Source organism: Tersicoccus sp. Bi-70, assembly GCF_001968825.1.
GTDB lineage: Bacteria > Actinomycetota > Actinomycetes > Actinomycetales > Micrococcaceae > Tersicoccus.
In genome coordinates this window covers 425,704-442,946 of sequence record NZ_MIEU01000002.1, presented here as the reverse complement: position 1 = coordinate 442,946, position 17,243 = coordinate 425,704, and the positions used below count along the sequence as shown (strand labels likewise).

Genomic DNA, 17,243 nt, shown 5'->3' with positions numbered 1-17,243 from the left:
TTGTGGTCGGCGGCTCACCGGTGAGGGTCCGGGGTGCCGACTTCGACACTCGAGTCTAGTCGAGGTCGCTGCGGCCGCCGAGGAAGCGCACATAGCGCTCGAAGGCGTCCGCCCACGCGTCCAGCGGGTGCGCGTCCTCGATCCGCCACATCACCGCGGTCCCCGCCGCCTCGTCGAGCTCGACCAGCACGGTCGACGCCTGCAGGACGGGCGCATCGGGCGACCACTCGAGTTCGACCCAGCGGTCCTGCTGCCACCCGCGCGCCTGGGCCCAGAGAGCCGTCTCGTTGCGGGGCCCGGTCTCCACCAGCGCGTCGCCCTCGAACTCCAGGTAGGCGTCCTCGCCCCATGTGCTCGCCGTGCCGAGCGGCCACCACAGGTGGATGCTGTCGGTCAGCGCGCGGAAGGCGGCGTCGACGGGCGCCGCGATGGTCGCCGTCAGGACGAGCGGTCCGCGCGCCTCCGGACTCGGCTCGGGGTCGCCGGCCGGGGCGTGCGAGAACGGGGAGAAGACACTCGGTTCCTCCCACATCGGCTCGTCTCCCGTCGGAGTGCTCAGTTCCGGTAGTTCTCCACCTCGGCGGCCGGACGGACGTGCGCCTGGTCCGGGTCGTCGCCGAACTCGGCCTTGCTGCGCCGCTGCCGCAGCAGATCCCAGCACTGGTCCAGCTCGGCCTCGACGGACCGCAGGCGCTGCCGGTTCTCGTCGGACTTGTCGGGGTTGTTCCGGAGCTCGTGCTCCTCCGCGATCAGGTCGTTGATGGAGGAGTTGATCGACGCGTTGCTGCTCTGCTCGGACATACTGCGAATCTAGCACCGGGCACCGACCGTCGTCGTCGGACGCCGGACGCGCGGGAATGCCGTCCCCTGCCGTCCCGTTGTGTCGGTGAAACGCATTCGCACGAGAGGAAATCCGATGGCCCAGACCGCCGACATCACCGAGTTCACCCCCGACGCCGGTTCGATCACCATGTTCTCGACGTCGTGGTGCGGCTACTGCCGCCGGCTGAAGTCGCAGCTGTCCGCCGACGGCATCGGCTTCACCGAGATCAACATCGAGGAGACCCCCGGCACCGCCGACCTCGTCGAGGCGATCAACAACGGCAACCAGACCGTGCCGACCGTCATCTTCCCGGACGGCTCCAACGCGACGAACCCCTCCGCCAAGGAGGTCAAGGCCCGTCTGGGCCTGTAGCAGCGGGAACCGACCGGCGTCACCATCCGGTCCCCGCTTGCCCCGGCCGGTGGCCGCCTCCGTAGGATGGCGGTGGGATCGCATCCCGCTGACATCCCGTGCGGCGGCGGCCCGACCGGGCTGCGACCACACGGACAACGCCACCGTCGGAAGAGGTCACAGCATGGTTCACCGGGTCAAGGGCATCGTCGTCAAGGGCAAGAACGAGCCGGTCACCCTGGAGACGGTCCTCGTGCCGGATCCCGGTCCCGGTGAGGCCCTGGTCGACATCATCACCTGCGGCGTCTGCCACACGGACCTGCACTACAAGCTCGGCGGGATCAGTGACGACTACCCGTTCCTGCTCGGTCACGAGGCCACCGGCCGCGTCAGCGCGGTAGGCGAGGGCGTCACCGAGGTCGTCGTCGGCGACCGCGTGATCCTCAACTGGCGTGCCGTGTGCGGCGAGTGCCGCGCCTGCCGCAAGGGCCAGCCGCAGTACTGCTTCAACACGCACAACGCGACCCAGAAGATGACGCTCGAGGACGGCACCGAGCTCTCCCCGGCCCTCGGCATCGGCGCGTTCATCGAGAAGACGCTCGTCGCGGCGGGCCAGTGCACGAAGATCGACGAGGAGTCCGACGCCGCGGCGGTCGGCCTGCTCGGTTGCGGCGTCATGGCCGGCATCGGCGCCGCCATGAACACCGGCGCCGTCCAGCGCGGTGAGTCCGTCGCCGTCATCGGGTGCGGCGGGGTCGGCTGTGCCGCCGTCGCCGGCGCGAAGCTCGCGGGGGCGACGACGATCATCGCCGTCGACATCGACCCGCAGAAGCTCACCAGGGCCGAGCACCTCGGCGCCACGCACACCGTCAACTCGTCCGAGTCCGACCCGGTCGAGACGATCCGCGAACTCACCGGCGGGTTCGGCGCCGACGTCGTGATCGACGCGGTCGGCCGCCCCGAGACCTACCGGCAGGCCTTCTACGCGCGTGATCTCGCCGGCCGCGTCGTCCTCGTCGGCGTCCCGACGCCGGAGATGACGCTCGAGCTGCCGCTGCTGGACGTCTTCGGGCGCGGAGGTTCGCTGAAGTCCTCCTGGTACGGCGACTGCCTGCCGTCCCGCGACTTCCCCATGCTCGTCGAGCAGTACAAGCTCGGCCGGCTCGACCTGGACGCGTTCGTCTCCGAGCGCATCGGACTGGACGACATCGAGGCCGCCTTCGAGAAGATGCACGCCGGCACGGTGCTGCGCTCGGTGGTCGAGCTCTGATGGCCGGCAACGGACCCACGCGCGTCGACACCCTCGTCACCAGCGGCACCTTCTCCCTCGACGGCGGCACCTGGGACGTGGACAACAACGTGTACGTGATCGGGGACGACACGGAGTGCGTCGTCATCGACCCCGCACACGACGCCGACGCCGTCGAGAAGGCGGTGGGCGGCCGGACCGTGACGGCCATCCTGCTCACCCACGGGCACGACGACCACATCGGCCAGGTCGCGGACGTCAAGGCCCGGCTGGACGCGCCGGTGTACCTGCACGCGAACGACCGCGTGCTGTGGGACCAGGTCTTCCCTGGCACCGCGCCGGATCACGCCATCGAGGACGGGCAGCGGTTCACCGTCGCCGGCGCAACCCTCGAGGCCATCCACACGCCGGGCCACTCCCCCGGCTCCACGTGCTTCCTGTGGGAGGACAAGGCCACCCTCTTCAGCGGGGACACGCTGTTCCAGGGCGGCCCGGGGGCCACCGGCCGCTCCTACAGCGACTTCGGCACCATCGTCGACTCCATCAGCAATCGGCTGCTGACCCTGCCTGCGGACACGCAAGTTCTGACCGGGCACGGGCCGGCGACGACGATCGGCGACGAGGCCCCGCACCGGCAGGAGTGGATCGACCGGGGCCACTGATTCCGTCGCGAGACAGCGGCCGGCCCCTCAGGGGGTCGGCTGCTGCGCGCCGGGCATCTCTCGGAGGGTGAGGATCTGGAGGGACCGGCCGAACGGCCCGATCTCGTCGTGCAGGACGGTGGAGGTGATGCCGACGCCGTCGGGCCCGAAGTCCACCGAGACGTCCAGCCCGAGCCACGCCCCGACCGGCTCGCGCAACAGGTGCAGCTGCAGGTCGACGTTGGGGAAGATCCAGCCGCCGGCGGGGTGCACGCGGGTGGCGACACCGTTCGCGGCGTCGGCCATGCCCATCAGGTGCTCCAGTGCGCCGGTCTGCTCGCCCTCGACCAGCGGCAGGTCGGTGGTCAGCCACACGCGGCCCCGGCCCGGTTGGTGGTCCGGCAGTACCCGGCCGGTGAGCGACTCGATGAACCCGCCGCCCCACTTCTCGGTCATCGGGTAGGGCTCCGCCTCGTCCGGGCCCGGCAGCGGGTCCACGGTCAGACCGGTGACGGGCGTCGAGTCCGTGGTCGCCAGCCGCCACCCGGTGGCGCGGACGACGGCGCGGCCGTTCGCGATCATCTCGGCCTGGACCAGTTCGATCGTCCGGCCGGGCCGCAGCGTCGTCGTCTCGATGGTGAACTCGCCGGCGGGGATCAGGCCGAGGATCTCGCAGCCGATCCGGGCCAGCCGCAGGCCGGGACGCGCCTCGTGCCGCAGCAGCGCCCGGGTGAGCAGGCCGGTGACGGGCGCCATGTGCTGCTCGTGCTCGTTCCAGGCGCCCTGGACGGCGCGGGTCGACTCCCACCTTCCGTCCCCGAGATCGCGATAGTAGCTGACGGGGTTCTCGGCGGGCACGGCGTCGTGCTCCTCGGGGGCGGCATGAGTCACGCCCGCCACGCTATCAAGCACGGGCGGTGCCTCGGCGACGTCGGCTCAACGCACCGTCAGGTCGGTGCGGCGTCCGTAGGCCCAGACCAGGTGCTCGATTAAGGTGTCCGGAGTGAGCGCGGGGGAGAAGTCGGTGGCCGCGCCGATGGTGCCGGGGTCCAGCGGCAGCTCGAGGTCGTCGTAGACGTCGGTGATCAGGGTGCGCAGGGAGGCGGTGTCCTCGACGCTGACGACGGCGCTGATCAGCCAGGCGCCGGCGATCACGCGCTGAGCGACGCCGACCAGCTTCGCGCGGTGCACCCCGTCGGTGCCGAAGACGCTGTGCTCGCCGGCGCAGTACTCCCCCGGTAGTTCGCCGATGCCGGTGCGGACGCCTGCCCGCTCGAGAGCGTCCGCGATCACCGCGGAGAACTCCTGGTAGCGGTCCTGGGAGCCGACGATCGGGTCCGGGTGGGGCTGGACGTGATCGATGATGACGGCGCCCTCGTCGTAGACGGCCACCCGGCCGCCTGACCTGCGGACGACGGGTGTGTAGCCGGCCTCACGGCATCGGGACGTGGCTGCGGCGTAGCCGGACAGTCGCACGTCCCGTTGGCCGAAGGCGGCGGTCGGCCGGGGCCGGTAGATCCGCACCGTCGGCGCGACGGCGCCCTCCCGTGCGGCCGCCAGCAGGCGCAGTGCGTAGTCGAGGTCCTGCGCGGCACCGAAGGTGGTGTCCTGCACGACCACCTCGAGGTGCTCGGTGAACAGCCCCTCAGCCACGTCTCGCCCCGCCTCGCCCGTCCGCCCACATATCCACAGGATGCCACGGCCTCTGTCCTCCGGTCCGACGCCGCGACATCATGAGGTCATGGCCAGCCACGCGAGAACCGTCGATGCGCTCCTGGACGCCTGCGGCACGACCTTCGCCGAGGACGCCGGGATCACTCTGCGGGACGCCCCCGCCCCGCTGTACCAGCTGCTCGTGCTGGTCACGGTGCTCTCGACCCGGATCAAGGCGGACATCGCCGTCGCAGCGGCCCGCGAGCTCTTCGACGCGGGCTGGACGACGCCCGAGCGGCTGCGGGACTCGACCTGGCAGCAACGGGTCGACGCGCTCGGCCGGGCGCACTACCGCCGGTACGACGAGGGCATGGCCACCCGGCTGGCCGAGTGCGCCGAGCTGGTGCAGGAGCGGTGGCACGGCGACCTGCGGCGGCTGCGGGACGAGGCGGAGGACGCTTCGGGGGTGCTGCGGACCCTGCAGGAGTTCCCCGGCATCGGCCCCACCGGAGCGGCGATCTTCTGCCGGGAGGTGCAGGGCGTCTGGCCGGTCCTGGCCCCGTTCGCGGACCAGCGGGTGGCCGACGGTGCGGCCCGCGTCGGGCTGCCGACGGATCCGGCGAAGCTCGCGGCGCTGGTCTCGGCCGAGGACTTCCCGGTCCTGGTCGCCGCGTGCGTGCGGGTGGCCCTCGACGATCGCCTCGCGGAGCGCCTGCTCAGCGGGAGCTGAGGAGCTTGACCGTCGCGCGGTCCGGACTGACGCCGGTCTTGATCACCCGTCCCCGACGGAACCGGCTGATGACGCGCGGGTCGACATAGCTGTTGCGGGCCATCGCGGGGGTGTTGTGCAGGGTGTCGGCGGTCTCGCGCATCGCCCGGGAGATGGCGCGGGCCTTGGCGCTGTCCGAGGCGGACGCGCCGACGGTCTCCCCGGCCACGGCCAGGCTGATCGCCGCGGTGACCGTGCCCTTCCAGGTGCGGAAGTCCTTTGCCGTGAACTCGCCGCCCGCGATGTCGGCGATGTAGTGGTTGATGTCCTGGCTGGTCAGGCCGACGCGTTTCCGGCCGACCCGGTAGGAGAGGAACCGCTTGTTGCCGCCGTGACCGCCCCGGTCGCGGGCATAGTCGGCGAGCTGGTCGTCGTCCAGGAGCAGGTCCCACTCCTTGCCGGACTTGCCCTTGAACCGCAGCCGGATGGTGTCGCCATCGACCGAGACGTGACGCGCGAGCAGGGTGGACACCCCGTACGAGCCGTTGTCCTGAGCGTACTTCTTGCCCCCGATCCGGAGCGACCCGTAGTCGAACAGACGGACGGCAGCTGCGAGGCACCGCAGCCGCTCGTCGTCGCGCTGGGCGATGTCGCGGGAGACGGCGCGCCGCACCCGGGTCATGCGGGAGCCGAGGTCGAGCGACCGCTCGTACTTGACGCTGGATCGCCGGCCGGTCCAGCGCTCGTGATAGATGTACTGGCGCCGACCGGCGCCGTCGGTGCCGATCGCCTGGATGTGCTCCCGGTCCGTCGGGGCGATCCAGACGTCGGCCCAGGCCGGCGGGATCGCGAGGGCGGCGAACCGGTCCTTCATCGCCTCGTCGGTGACATTCCTGCCGTTCCAGTCCAGATACTCGAAGCCCTTGCCGCGGCCCTTGCGGATGAACCCGGGGCCGTTGGGCCGGGCCCTCTTCAGTCGCTCGCTCTGCTTGCCGGCCACCGGCCCTCCCGCCGTTCGTCCCACGCCTCGCCGATGATCAGCAGGCTTGCTGTGAGCAGCCTACGGCACGGTCTCTCGATCACCGAGAGGTCGGCGCGGGCCGTTCATCACGCGTCGCGCCAGTCGTCGCTGGTCAGGTGGGAGCCGGCCTGCGGGCCCATCTGGAGCATGCCGCCGTCGACCGGCCAGGAGGCGCCCGTGACGTAGCTGGCCGCCGGAGAGGCGAGGAAGGCGATGACCGCGGCGATCTCGTCGGGGCTGCCCGGCCGGCCGAGCGGGATCCCGGGCCGCTTCTCCCGGAAAGCGTCCTCCGCCTCGGCGTCGTTCATCGGGGTGGCGATCTCGCCGGGGGCGACGGCGTTGACGGTGATGTCGTGCCGGCCGAGCTCGAGGGCCATCGTCTTGACCAGGCCGCCGAGCCCGTGCTTGGAGACGTCGTAGGCGGAGGCGCCGACGCGGGGCTGGGTCTCGTGGACGCTCGTGACGACGATCAGGCGACCGCCATCATGGGCGTCGACCATGCGTCGGGCGGCGCGCTGCAGGCACACGAAGGCGCCCGTGAGGTTGGTGTCGACGGTGGTCCGCCAGGTCTCGAGGTCGAGCTCGAGGAAGGGTGTGCCGTCGCCGGTGCCGGAGTTGTTGACGAAGACGTCGAGGCCGCCGAGGTCCTCGGCCAGGGCGTCGATGACGTCGCCGCACCCGGTCAGGTCGCTCGTGTCGAGCTGGCGCACGGCGGCGTTCCGGCCCTCATCACGGACCGCGCGGGCGGTCTCCTCTGCGCCGTCCTGGTCGGAGTGCCAGGTGATGCCGACGTCCATGCCGGCGCGGGCGAGGGCGACGGCGGTCGAACGTCCGATGCCGGAATCGGATCCGGTGACGATGGCTCGGCTTGGTGTGAAGGCCACAGCGTGCTCCTGGTATCTCGGGGAGGGCAGCCGGTCGGCTGCCCCCTAAGCATGCTTTCGAATCTCGCGGCAAGCATGCAAGAGTGGACGTGCCGATCGGTCAGGGCGGCTGACAGCGAATGGAGGGCGATCCGATGAGTAGCAACCCGGATCCGGAAGAGCAGCGCGTCACCGGTCTCGAGCCCGGTGGCGGTGTCCCCCCCGGGCGAGACGCCGCCGGCAGAGGGAAGCATGGCCGAGGACATCGGTCACGAGGAGGAGCGCGGCAAGGCTCCCCGCACGTTCAACGCGCTCTGGATCATTGCGATCGGCATCGTCGTCGTGCTGGTCATCCTGTTCTTCATCGGCCGCGCGGTCGGCCTCTTCACCATGACCGGCGTCGTCCTGCCGCTCGGCACCGGAGTGCTGCGCCTCTAGCGTTCGTTGCGGGCATCGAGCGTCATGCCCATGACGGTGCGCACGGGGACCGAGCCCGTGGTGTCGTCGTCGAGGTGGCTCATGCCGATCTTCTCGGCCACGCGCCGGGACGCGGAGTTGCGTGGGTCGATGATGGCTACCAGCTCCGGCGATCCCAGGGTCTCTCGGGCGAGATCCCGGCAGGCGGCTGCGGCCTCGGTGGCGAAGCCGCGTCCCTGCCGATCGGCACGGATGTGATAGCCGACCTCGAGCCTGCTGGTGTCGTTGACCCGCTGCCAGGTCAGGCCGCAGTCGCCGAGGAACTCGCCGGTGTGGGTCTCGACGATCCACAGGCCATAGCCGTGTTCGGCGTAGTTCCGCTGGTTCCAGGCGATCCAGGCCGCTGCCTGCTCGCGGGTCTTCGGAACCGGGTAGTAGGTCATGACCACGGGGTCTCCGAGCAGCGCCGCCATGGCGTCCAGGTCGTCATCGGTCATCTCACGGAAGCGTAGCCGCGAGGTTTCAGCTGGGAGCACCCGATCACGGTAGCGGGGCTCCGAGGTCGACACGCTCAGCGCGTCGGCAGGCCGCAGGCCCAGCCGGCGGGATCGGCGGCGCAGTTGTCGGCGACGTTGGCCGCCTTCGCTCGCCAGACCGTGAGCCCGACGGGGGCGCTGTCGACGCTGATGGTGCCGGCGATCGGCTGGTAGGGGCGCCCGTTGTAGGTGTACTCGCCTCGGTAGATGGTGCTCACCGTGACGCCGACCGTCCCGGTCGCCCGGTACAGGTGACTGGTGGCGGTCTTCGCGCCCCACTGCGCCCGCGACAGGGGGCCGCCGGGGCTCTCCACCGGGCCGAGGCTGGTGCCGTCGCCGTAGTGGAAGGTGTAGGCCACGGGGATGGCGCGGATCGTCACGTCGAAGGTCTGGATGCGGGTGGTGAAGACCTGGGTGCGGCCGACGGCGTAGACGTTGGTCTCGACTCCGCGCAGGGTGTGCGGGGACGGTTGGACCACGCTCGAGGCGGCCAGGACGTTGAGCCGGCGCAGGTCGTCGACGGTGACGGTGGGCGAGGTGATCTTGACCGGTTTCCCGTCGGGGGCAGCGAGAACCGGAAGACCGTCCAAGCTGCAGAACACGCCGCCGGTGGGCTCCCACTGACCTGCTTTCCCGCTCACGGTCGCCCTGATGGCGACTCGGTAGCCGGCATTACCGGGCTTGTCGGCACAGATGGAGTCGGAGACGCAGCTCTGATTCGGATTCTGCCCACTGCAGATGGTGTCGTAGCGGACCTCGTAGGAGACCTTCGGATCGGTCTGAGCGACGGTGATGATGGGCTTTCCGGCCGGGATGGCTTCGCCACCTACGGTCACCGTTCCGGGCTTGGCCTTCCCGATCACGCCGGTGAATATTTGGTTGGTTGCATCATCAGAGCTTGCGCCGATCCCCACATCTCCGTTGTCAGAATTACCGTATGCAGGTCCTGCTGCAAGCAGGGTCGCGACCGATAAACCGAGGATGCCGAGCGCCCTAAGTCTTGAGTGGGTCATAATTCACCAACTTCCACTCGCCGTTGAGGAACTCGAGTGCGAGCAGGAATACCACTTTAGTCCGACCGATGTTATTACCAGCTGATCGACCGTTTGAAGTGAAGACGTTGTACTGGGCCTGACTGAGAGCGTTCAGCACGATGTATTGACCATTCACGTCAGGAACAAATCCGTCGCGCAGTTGAAATTCTGGGGTGAGTTTCCCTCCCGCGCCCCAGCCGCCTTTCGGCACCTTCCTATCGATGGAATCGTAAAGGCTGACACAGTCCACACAGCCGGGAGCAGAGGCTTTCCGAACGAGAGATGTGTCGGTCGCTTCAAAACCGTACGACAACGCCGCCACCCAGTACGCCGCGTACGCCTTCAGCCCCGCCTCCGTCTTCTGCTTCGCGGCGGCAGGCATGGTCGGCTTCGGCAGATTGCGGGCAGGGCCCTTGGCACTGCCGGCGGTCGGGCGCGGATCCGGCGTCGGCGTGGCACTGACCGTCGCCGTCGGGCTGCTGCTGACCGACACCACCGGCGAGGCCGTCGCTCCCCCGGATGTCGGCGGGCTCCCGGTCGGACCCGGACCACCGGTGCAGCCCGATGCCCCCACCGCCAGCACCACAGCACCGACCACGGACGTTACCCACCGCCACCGCACGTTCGTTCCCGCTGACACCATGTGTCCCCCGCTCGGTCAGTCCCACCGGCCCCATCGGCCGAAGAGAATCCACCACCGCGCACACCGCCACGCTCGTGCGACACAGCGTACCGGAGGCCGTGATCCACGCCACAGGATTATCCACACCCCGGGTCCGGAGAATCCGAAGCCATCCGCCTTTCCGCCGTCGATCCGCATCCGATAGTCCCTTCTGCACCCCTCCTGTGAGGGGTGTGCGGTCCAGGGAAGGGACCGCCGACCGTTCGACCAGGGAGTGTCCATGAAGTCCTTCGCCTGTGGCGACGTCGTGCCCGGCTGTCAGGCCCGCTGGGTCTGCAGCACCGACGAGGAAGTCCTGTTCCAGGTGGCCCAGCACGCCGCCACCGCTCACGGCCTGACCGAGGTGACGCCCGAGCTGGCCCAGTCCGTCCGCGACGCCATCGTCACGGTCCGCTGACCGGCTCGACGCCGGAGCCGACGGCGTCCGGTGCGGTGGTGATCGCACCGGATCCCGTCTGGTCCGCACGCTTCCAGGACGTCCTCTCCGGCGCGGCCCTCGCCCGCGGCGCCATCGAGACCGCCTACCAGCCCATCGTCGACGTCGCTCGCGGCACGGTCGTCGGCTATGAGGCCCTCGCCCGATTCCCCGGGTTCGAGGAACGCAACCCCGAGCGATGGTTCGCCGTGGCCCGCGACCACGGCTGCGTGGCCGAACTGGAGGCAGCCGCCCTGCGCTGCGCCCTCCGCCACCGCCGGTCGCTGCCCCCCAACTGCTTCCTGACGATCAACGTCTCCCCCGACCTGCTCGGCAGTGAGCCCATCCGTGCCGTGTGGCGCGAACTCGGCGACATGAGCGGCGTCGTCGTCGAGCTGACCGAGCAGGCCCCGATCGACTCCTACGCCGAACTGGACACCGACCTCGACCAGCTGCGCGCCGCCGGTGCGCTCATCGCCATCGACGACGCCGGCTCCGGGTACGCCGGCCTGGCACACCTCGTACGGCTCCGGCCGGCACTGATCAAGATCGACCGCGGCCTCATCCAGGACGTCGACATCGACGAGACCAAGCGCGCCCTCGTCGAGATGGTCGGCACTTTCGCCAGCCGCATCGACGCCTGGGTTCTCGCGGAAGGCATCGAGCGCGCCGAGGAACTGGCTACCCTCGTCGACCTCGGCGTCCCGCTCGCACAGGGCTACCACCTGGCGCGGCCGGGTCCGCCGTGGATGCCCGTCGACCAGTCCGTCGCGCTGCGACTTGCCTCGACCGCGCATCCTCATCTCTCCCCCGAGCGTGAGTTCGACGACGGCGAGCGGACCGTGAGGGCCGCACTCGAGGTGGTGCCGACGGTCACGGACCTCACCGATGCCCCCGCCCTGTTCGCCGAGGGTCCACATCTGCAGGCGGTCGTGCAGCTCGATGACGTCGACCGACCGATCGCCGTGGTCGAGTCGACCGCCGACCTGCTCGCCACCGCCCCCGGCATGCGGGTCAACGTGAACACACCCCTGCCCGAGGCGCTCGAGCGCGCGGTGACCCGCCCGGGTGCCCAACGGTTCGAGCCCCTGCTGGTCACGGACGCCGCCGGGCGGTATCTCGGCGTCGCTCGTCTGGAGCGGCTGATCACCGCGGTGACGAAGCTGATGAGCTGAGCAGACGCCGGCGGGCGTAGACCTTACCGGTCTGGACGATGCCGATCAGCATGACGACGAGCAGGCCGGCCGAGGCGATCGGCACCACGTCGGCCGGCAATGTGTACGCCATGACGACGCGGGCCGCCGCGTCGAGGAGGAACGCGAGGCCGAAGGCGACGGTCATGACGGTCAGCATCCGCCGGAAGCGGGCGTCGGTGTCCCAACTGCGGTGCCACTCGACGGCAGCTGCGGGCGGCATCATCCGTTCCGTGGCGGTGAACAGGACGGGGCGGCGCGCCCCCACCGTGGTCAGGATCCAGACGCCCACGACCACGGTGACGAGGCTCTCCCGCGCCAGTAGCAGGCGGGTGTCCGCCGTGATCAGGCCCATCACTGTGCCGGCGACCAGCACGCTGAAACCGAACATACTCATCCGGTCGACCCGCCGGCGACGGACGACCCCGACGGCGAGCCTGATCAGCGCCGGCAGGCCGCCGATCAGCAGCGCCCACCAGGGGCCGACACCAGCGGCACGGAGTCCGTAGAAGAGCGCCAGCGGCAGCGCCACGTCGAGAGCGAGCATGCCGAGGAAGCCGAGACGCCCGTCCCGGCGCTCACGCGTGCTGGTCATGAGAATTTCCCGCCGTCTCGGTCAGCCGAGCCGTCTCGATTAGCCGGACGAGGTCACGCGTGTAGGCGGCCGGGTCGAAGGTCGGCTCGGTGAGCAGCCGGCCGGCGGCCGCATCGATGGCGGCGCGGACGACGATGGCGAGGTTCCGGGCGTGCGTTGCTTTCGGGCCGACGCCGGGCAGCTCCGCCAGGAGACCGGCGAGATGGTCGACGAGCGGGTCGCTGCCGGTGGGCCGGAAGTGCAGCGCGCCGTCGGCGTCGCGCCGATTCGCGACGATCTCGAGGACGGCGCGCACCCCGTCGGCGTGCTCGGCGACGAAGGCGAGGTTCGCCTCCAGATAGCCGCGCACCCGATCCGCGGCGGTGTCCGCTGCCTCGACGCGCGCCGCGATGCTAGTACCGGCGCGGCCGTAGAAGTCGGCGACGAGCTGATCGAGCAGGTCGTCCTTGCCGGCGAAATGGTAGGACACGACGCCTTTGCTGACTCCGGCGCGGCGAGCGATGTCCGCGAGGGTGGCGCCGGCGTAACCACGCTCGGCGAGAGCCGCCGTGGCACAGGCGAGGATCTGAGCCCGACGAGCGCGCTCGATGAAGGTGAACTGCCGCTCCGTCGCATCTGACCGCACGGTCAGATTCTAGAACGTGCGGTCAGATCAGGAAAGGCTCAACGTCCGCGCAACCGTTCCATCTCGCGACGGTCCCTCTTGGTCGGGCGCCCCGTGCCGCGGTCGCGGACCGGCACCTGCGGAATGACGACGCGCGGGCGCGCCGGGGTGTGGTCGATGTAGCACTGCTGCGCGACGGGCGCGCCGACGCGCTTGGCGATGAGGCGGGTGACCTCGAGGGTGCGGTCGAAGCCCTCTTGCCGCACGCGGACGGTGGTGCCGGGCACGACGGTCTGCGCCGCTTTGGCGGGATTGCCGTCGATCCGGACATGGCCCGCGCGGCAGGCCGCCGTCGCCGCCGAGCGGGTCTTGTAGAGCCGCACCGCCCACAGCCAGGCATCGACGCGGACGGAGCCGGCGGGTTCAGGCACGGGTCTCGACGGGTGCGCTCACGCGGTGCGGTGGCGCTGGGCGCTCAGGGCGATGCGGTCGGCGTTGACCAGCATGCGTGCCCGCGCCTCGGTGCTCACGACGTGGGTCTTGCCGGAGGACAGCATGGAGACGACGAATTTGCCGCCTTGCTCGGTGTAGCCGCGGGGGCGGGATGCCCGCGGGGCAGGCGCCTCAGAGCTGACATGGCGGCCGGCGTGCTGCTCGGATGTCATCGGAACCTCCTCAGGATGTCGCTGGTCCTATTGTGTCACTTCGGTCGTCGCTGTCGTCGGAGTCCGGGCCGGTCGGTGCTGCCTCCGCCTCGGCGATCAGCGCGGCCGATTCCACCGCCGCGGACACGGTGTCGGCAAGGTCGGCATCCTCCGGGGTGCGGAGGCCGCTGTCGAACAGTTCCTCGAGGACATCGGAAGCGACGGCGGCGCGCTGTTCATTCCCGCCGGCCTCAGGGCCGGCCAGCGAGGCGTCGATGGCCCACTGCATGCGGCGCCACCACTCGGCGCGACGGTCGGCGTCGTTCTTCTGCCGGATGGTCCAGTAGGCGACGACGCCGGCAACCACGGCGGTGACGACGATCGCGGCCGGGGCGAAGCCGGAGATGATCTCTCCGGTCTGGCGCAGCCAGGTGACAGTGCCGTCCCGGACCGGCATCGGCAGCAGGAGGAAGACGACGGCCACAATCACGGCGAGGACGATCGGTGTCTTCAACAGGAACAGCCAGCGGGTGATGAACCGCAGTGCCCGCACCTCGGGCGCGAAGAACGTCAACGGCCTCGTTCTCTCGCGCATGCTCACGGCGTCAGGGTAGCCGCCGGCTCCGACAGAGTCAGCGACGTCGGGCCCCTATCGAGACGGCACGTCAGAAGGGTGGCGGGTCGTCCGGCTCGGTCGGGTACCGCCGGCCTGACGGCGATGTCCAGACGAGGCGAGCCGCCGTGTCGGGGGCGGTTCTCGGTGGCACCCCGGCAGAGCTGCCGGGGTCGACCGACCATCCGGAGTGGTGCTTGAGGACGTGGTGCTTGCGGCACAGGTGCGCCAGATTGCCCGGTTCGCTGCTGCCGCCGTCGGCCCAGGCGGTGACGTGGTCGATGTCGCAGCGGGCGGCCGAGCGGCCGCATCCGGGAAAACGGCAGGTACCGTCGCGGACGGCCAGCGCCCGGCGGAGGGCCGCGGGAATCCGGTACTGAGCACCGTTGGTCACCAGAACCGGCATCATCCTCCCTCCGCCGGATGGTCCGTCCGGTGTGGCGCCGTGACCAGCTGTGATGCCGAGCAGGAAGGAGGTGGCTGCCGTCGCGAGGACCCGGGCGTCGGCGGCTGCGATCGGTCCGAAGGCGCCGAGGTGCGCCGGATCCTCGCCTCCGAGGAAGGTCTCGGCCGACATCGTGAGCAGTACCTGCGGGACCGGGTCGTCGGTGGCGTCGCGATGCGAACCGTCTCCGCGTCGATGACGGTCCCGCCCGGGGCCAGCCGCGTCCACGGTCGTGGTCTGTCCCGGGTTGTCCGGAATCAGACCCCTGAGCAGATCAGCCAGGACGTCGGCGCGCATCTGCGTGACCGTCCGTGGCGCTTGTCTTCCGCCTGGTGCCCGACCGGCATCGGCGTAGTCAGCCGACGAAGCACCGAACGACGAGTCCACGGTCGCTTCGGAACGCTCCGCCTCCCGGAGACTCCGAGCGATCGACGACAGTCGTCCGTCGATGGTGAACGCCACCGCGCCCGGAAGCAGCGCCGTCAACCTAGCCATCCCGTCCCGGTCCGGTGTGATGCGCACGAACCGCTCCGCGCGGGCGGCGCATTCCCGCTCCTCGAAGGTGGACGGGTGGCAGCGTTCTTTCACCTGGCGCGCACGGACACCGAGGCGAGCCGGCGTCATTCCGCTGCTGGCGGCCTCGAGCAAGGCATCTTCGGTGATATCGATGGCTGACCGGAGACGGTCTTCCGCCGCCTCATCCGTGACGGCCGGGAGTGCACCGACGTAGTCGGCGGTCTCCTGGGCGATCAGCTGGGCCGCACGCGCGGTGATGCTTCCGGCGCGCAGGGTCGCCGCCGTCCGCGTCAGGTGCTCGGCCAGCAGCTCGGCCTGATCGAGCAGGAGGTGAGCCGCCGATTCACTGACGTGCAGCGCACAGGCGATCTCGGCGATCGCACTGCGCTCCCCCACCGCCAGCCGTGCGGCGTGTGACAGTCCCGGCGCGACGTCGTCGTCGAACGCGCGCTGCGGATGGCCGTCGATCCACCGCGCATGGGAACACTGCGCCGCGTGATCGGTCTCGCGAAGGATCCGATACTTCGTCGACGCCACCCACGACTCGAGCCGCCGGACATCCTCCAGCGCACTCACGCCGGCGTCGAGATCCGAGCCGACGGTGATGGTGGACAGTCGCGCCACCAGTTCCGACGCTGCGACCGGAACGTCGACCTCGCTCGGCGTCGAGGACACCGCGCCGACCTCGACGAGGTCGAGACCGGGCAGCGGATCATCGACCGACGGCGGTCGGGCTGTGCTGCTGGACGGGCCAACGTCCGTGGGTGCCTCCATGACCTCACTCAACCAGCCGCCACCGACAAAACTCACGTGCGCCGGCAGCTGTGGACAGCTCAGTACTGTGGAGGGAGAACGTCGCGCTCCACGACGTCGAGAGGCCCGTGCCAGACTCGACCCATGCGGGAGTTCGTCGTCCTCGGCACCGCGTCTCAGGTGCCGACCCGGGAGCGCAACCACAACGGCTACCTGCTGCGGTGGGACGGCGAGGGGCTTCTGTTCGACTTTGCGAGGGCACCCAGCGGCAGATGATTCTCGCCGGTGTCTCGGCCAGCCAGGTCACGCGGATCTGCCTGACGCACGTGCACGGCGACCACTGCTTCGGCCTGCCCGGGGTGCTCTCGCGGATGGCGCTCGACGGCGTCGCCTACCGGGTGCACCTGCACTACCCCGCGTCGGGTGAGCCGGCGGTCCGGGCGTTGGTGGAACTCGCTACGCCGGGCATCGACCTGCGACTGCACCCGCACGGTGGCCCTGGTGAGATCGCCGACGGCCTGCACGTGCGGCCGCTCGACCACCGCATCGAGGCGTACGGGCTACCGGCTGGTCGGACCGGATGGCCGCACGCTGCTGCCGGACCGGCTCGTGGCCGCCGGCATCGAGGGTCCCGACATCGGAAGGCTGCAGCGCGAGGGACGACTCGGCGCCGTCCGACTCGAGGACGTGAGCGTGCCCCGTCCCGGCCAGCGGTTCGCCTTCGTCATGGACACCGCGCCATGTGACGGCGCGGACGAGCTGGCCGAGGGTGCGGACGTCCTGGTCGCCGAGTCGACGTTTGCCGACGTCGACGCCGACCTGGCGGCGCAGTATCGGCACTTCACGGCGGGACAGGCCGGCGCGCTGGCGGGCCGGAACAATGTCGGCACCCTCGTTCTGACGCATTTCTCGTCGCGTTACACCGACGTCGCGCCGCTCGCGGAACAGGCACGGGCGCAGGCGGGATCAGCGACCGTCGTCGCCGCGAACGACCTCGACCGGGGTGATGTTCCCCAAGCGAGGGTACGGGCACTGAGGCGGAGGCGTGATCTGGCGCGGTCACTCTGCTCATTTAAGCCTGGGCGGATGCGAGAAGTCGCGGGGCTCGTGGAGCCGGCGGTCCCTGCCCGAGCCGCCGGCACGCTTATTGGAATCCCGGGGTCCTCGTCTCGGTCCGTATGAGCGCCGTCGATTCTTGATGCCGGCCGCCGGCATCGGTGGGACTGGAAATCCCTGCAGCGCTCGGTCCTGAAGCGGCGGTGGCCTCAGAGTCGCACGCGTCATAGAGGGCGCTGACGTCGAAGGTCAGCCCGTCCGGTGACTTACGGGATGCCGGACAGTTCCGACAGACACTGAGGAAGACCAAGACATCGTCGTTCTGCTGGCACGGGAAAGGAACGATCACGCCGTGATGGTCGACGCACCCGGCTGGTGCGGTCCTCTCGTTGGAGCCCCTGGTCTCCCGGCAGGCAGGAGGAACTACGTC

22 protein-coding genes and 2 pseudogenes are annotated in these 17,243 nt (G+C 70.2%); 9 read left to right on the top strand and 15 right to left on the bottom strand.

The window, feature by feature from the left end; genetic code table 11:
• Positions 1-55: 55 nt before the first annotated feature.
• A complete protein-coding gene (locus BGP79_RS02195) occupies positions 56-532 on the bottom strand; it encodes a hypothetical protein (protein ID WP_076692996.1) in 477 nt (158 codons plus the stop codon).
• Positions 533-555: 23 nt separating this feature from the next.
• A complete protein-coding gene (locus BGP79_RS02190) occupies positions 556-801 on the bottom strand; it encodes a DUF2630 family protein (RefSeq protein ID WP_076692995.1) in 246 nt (81 codons plus the stop codon).
• A gap of 115 nt (positions 802-916) precedes the next feature.
• Between BGP79_RS02190 and BGP79_RS02185 the strand changes: the two genes are divergently transcribed.
• The 3 genes from BGP79_RS02185 (at position 917) to BGP79_RS02175 (ending at position 3,085) form a co-directional block, all read left to right on the top strand.
• On the top strand, positions 917-1,195 hold the full coding sequence (locus BGP79_RS02185) for a mycoredoxin (RefSeq protein ID WP_076692994.1): 279 nt from the start codon (positions 917-919) through the stop codon (positions 1,193-1,195).
• A 163-nt stretch (positions 1,196-1,358) separates the two neighbouring features.
• A complete protein-coding gene (locus BGP79_RS02180) occupies positions 1,359-2,444 on the top strand; it encodes an S-(hydroxymethyl)mycothiol dehydrogenase (protein ID WP_076692993.1) in 1,086 nt (361 codons plus the stop codon).
• Positions 2,444-3,085, top strand: coding sequence for an MBL fold metallo-hydrolase (locus tag BGP79_RS02175; RefSeq protein WP_076692992.1), 642 nt, complete (start codon positions 2,444-2,446; stop codon positions 3,083-3,085). Before BGP79_RS02180 ends, BGP79_RS02175 begins: the two co-directional genes overlap by 1 nt.
• Before the next feature lie 27 nt (positions 3,086-3,112).
• On the opposite strand, the gene BGP79_RS02170 is transcribed toward BGP79_RS02175, so the two are convergent.
• Both BGP79_RS02170 and BGP79_RS02165 read right to left on the bottom strand, forming a co-directional pair.
• Complete coding sequence (locus BGP79_RS02170; protein ID WP_083701540.1) at positions 3,113-3,955, bottom strand: thioesterase family protein; 843 nt, start codon at positions 3,953-3,955, stop codon at positions 3,113-3,115.
• Positions 3,956-4,000: 45 nt separating this feature from the next.
• Positions 4,001-4,717: a lipoate--protein ligase family protein gene (locus tag BGP79_RS02165; RefSeq protein WP_076692991.1), complete on the bottom strand. Its 717-nt coding sequence runs from the start codon at positions 4,715-4,717 to the stop codon at positions 4,001-4,003.
• Positions 4,718-4,805: 88 nt separating this feature from the next.
• On the opposite strand from BGP79_RS02165, the gene BGP79_RS02160 reads away from it, so the two are divergent.
• Positions 4,806-5,447: an endonuclease gene (locus BGP79_RS02160; RefSeq protein ID WP_076692990.1), complete on the top strand. Its 642-nt coding sequence runs from the start codon at positions 4,806-4,808 to the stop codon at positions 5,445-5,447.
• On the opposite strand, the gene BGP79_RS02155 is transcribed toward BGP79_RS02160, so the two are convergent.
• The gene (locus tag BGP79_RS02155; RefSeq protein ID WP_076692989.1) at positions 5,434-6,426 is read right to left on the bottom strand and encodes a DNA topoisomerase IB; all 993 of its coding nucleotides are present in this window, start codon (positions 6,424-6,426) and stop codon (positions 5,434-5,436) included. The genes BGP79_RS02160 and BGP79_RS02155 overlap by 14 nt on opposite strands.
• A gap of 107 nt (positions 6,427-6,533) precedes the next feature.
• Complete coding sequence (locus BGP79_RS02150) at positions 6,534-7,331, bottom strand: SDR family oxidoreductase (protein WP_076692988.1); 798 nt, start codon at positions 7,329-7,331, stop codon at positions 6,534-6,536.
• A 119-nt stretch (positions 7,332-7,450) separates the two neighbouring features.
• On the opposite strand from BGP79_RS02150, the pseudogene BGP79_RS17085 reads away from it, so the two are divergent.
• Positions 7,451-7,510 (top strand): annotated as a pseudogene (locus BGP79_RS17085) (hypothetical protein); the annotation flags it as partial.
• Positions 7,511-7,562: 52 nt separating this feature from the next.
• On the top strand, positions 7,563-7,748 hold the full coding sequence (locus BGP79_RS02145; protein ID WP_369800146.1) for a DUF6480 family protein: 186 nt from the start codon (positions 7,563-7,565) through the stop codon (positions 7,746-7,748).
• Here BGP79_RS02145 and BGP79_RS02140 read toward each other — a convergent pair.
• From BGP79_RS02140 to BGP79_RS16290, 3 genes are all read right to left on the bottom strand, one after another.
• Complete coding sequence (locus BGP79_RS02140) at positions 7,745-8,263, bottom strand: GNAT family N-acetyltransferase (protein ID WP_076693298.1); 519 nt, start codon at positions 8,261-8,263, stop codon at positions 7,745-7,747. The two genes, BGP79_RS02145 and BGP79_RS02140, sit on opposite strands and share 4 nt — an antisense overlap.
• A 35-nt stretch (positions 8,264-8,298) precedes the next feature.
• Positions 8,299-8,904 carry a hypothetical protein gene (locus tag BGP79_RS16080; RefSeq protein WP_143588268.1) on the bottom strand — a complete coding sequence of 202 codons (606 nt, stop codon included), beginning with the start codon at positions 8,902-8,904 and terminating at the stop codon, positions 8,299-8,301.
• Positions 8,905-9,256: 352 nt separating this feature from the next.
• Positions 9,257-9,895 (bottom strand): DUF6318 family protein, encoded by a 639-nt coding sequence (locus tag BGP79_RS16290; RefSeq protein ID WP_143588267.1) that lies wholly within the window; start codon positions 9,893-9,895, stop codon positions 9,257-9,259.
• A gap of 304 nt (positions 9,896-10,199) precedes the next feature.
• Here BGP79_RS16290 and BGP79_RS02130 point away from each other — a divergent pair, with 304 nt between their 5' ends.
• Positions 10,200-10,376 carry a DUF1059 domain-containing protein gene (locus tag BGP79_RS02130; protein WP_076692987.1) on the top strand — a complete coding sequence of 59 codons (177 nt, stop codon included), beginning with the start codon at positions 10,200-10,202 and terminating at the stop codon, positions 10,374-10,376.
• A 38-nt stretch (positions 10,377-10,414) separates the two neighbouring features.
• On the top strand, positions 10,415-11,569 hold the full coding sequence (locus BGP79_RS02125) for an EAL domain-containing protein (protein ID WP_233121011.1): 1,155 nt from the start codon (positions 10,415-10,417) through the stop codon (positions 11,567-11,569).
• Here the strand turns inward: BGP79_RS02125 and BGP79_RS02120 are convergent.
• From BGP79_RS02120 to BGP79_RS02095, 6 genes are all read right to left on the bottom strand, one after another.
• Positions 11,541-12,182 carry a VC0807 family protein gene (locus tag BGP79_RS02120; protein WP_076692986.1) on the bottom strand — a complete coding sequence of 214 codons (642 nt, stop codon included), beginning with the start codon at positions 12,180-12,182 and terminating at the stop codon, positions 11,541-11,543. The two genes, BGP79_RS02125 and BGP79_RS02120, sit on opposite strands and share 29 nt — an antisense overlap.
• On the bottom strand, positions 12,166-12,807 hold the full coding sequence (locus BGP79_RS02115) for a TetR/AcrR family transcriptional regulator (protein WP_076692985.1): 642 nt from the start codon (positions 12,805-12,807) through the stop codon (positions 12,166-12,168). The genes BGP79_RS02120 and BGP79_RS02115 overlap by 17 nt, the downstream gene beginning before the upstream one ends.
• A 38-nt stretch (positions 12,808-12,845) precedes the next feature.
• Complete coding sequence (locus tag BGP79_RS02110) at positions 12,846-13,217, bottom strand: RNA-binding S4 domain-containing protein (protein ID WP_076692984.1); 372 nt, start codon at positions 13,215-13,217, stop codon at positions 12,846-12,848.
• 18 nt (positions 13,218-13,235) lie between these two features.
• Entirely contained in the window at positions 13,236-13,451 is a 216-nt protein-coding gene (locus tag BGP79_RS02105; RefSeq protein ID WP_076692983.1) for a hypothetical protein, read from the bottom strand.
• Positions 13,452-13,461: 10 nt separating this feature from the next.
• On the bottom strand, positions 13,462-14,031 hold the full coding sequence (locus BGP79_RS02100; protein WP_143588266.1) for a hypothetical protein: 570 nt from the start codon (positions 14,029-14,031) through the stop codon (positions 13,462-13,464).
• Positions 14,032-14,095: 64 nt separating this feature from the next.
• Complete coding sequence (locus BGP79_RS02095; protein ID WP_076692981.1) at positions 14,096-15,778, bottom strand: HNH endonuclease signature motif containing protein; 1,683 nt, start codon at positions 15,776-15,778, stop codon at positions 14,096-14,098.
• Between the two features lie 123 nt (positions 15,779-15,901).
• Here BGP79_RS02095 and BGP79_RS02090 point away from each other — a divergent pair.
• Positions 15,902-16,939 (top strand): annotated as a pseudogene (locus BGP79_RS02090) (ribonuclease Z).
• Positions 16,940-17,243: the final 304 nt, after the last annotated feature.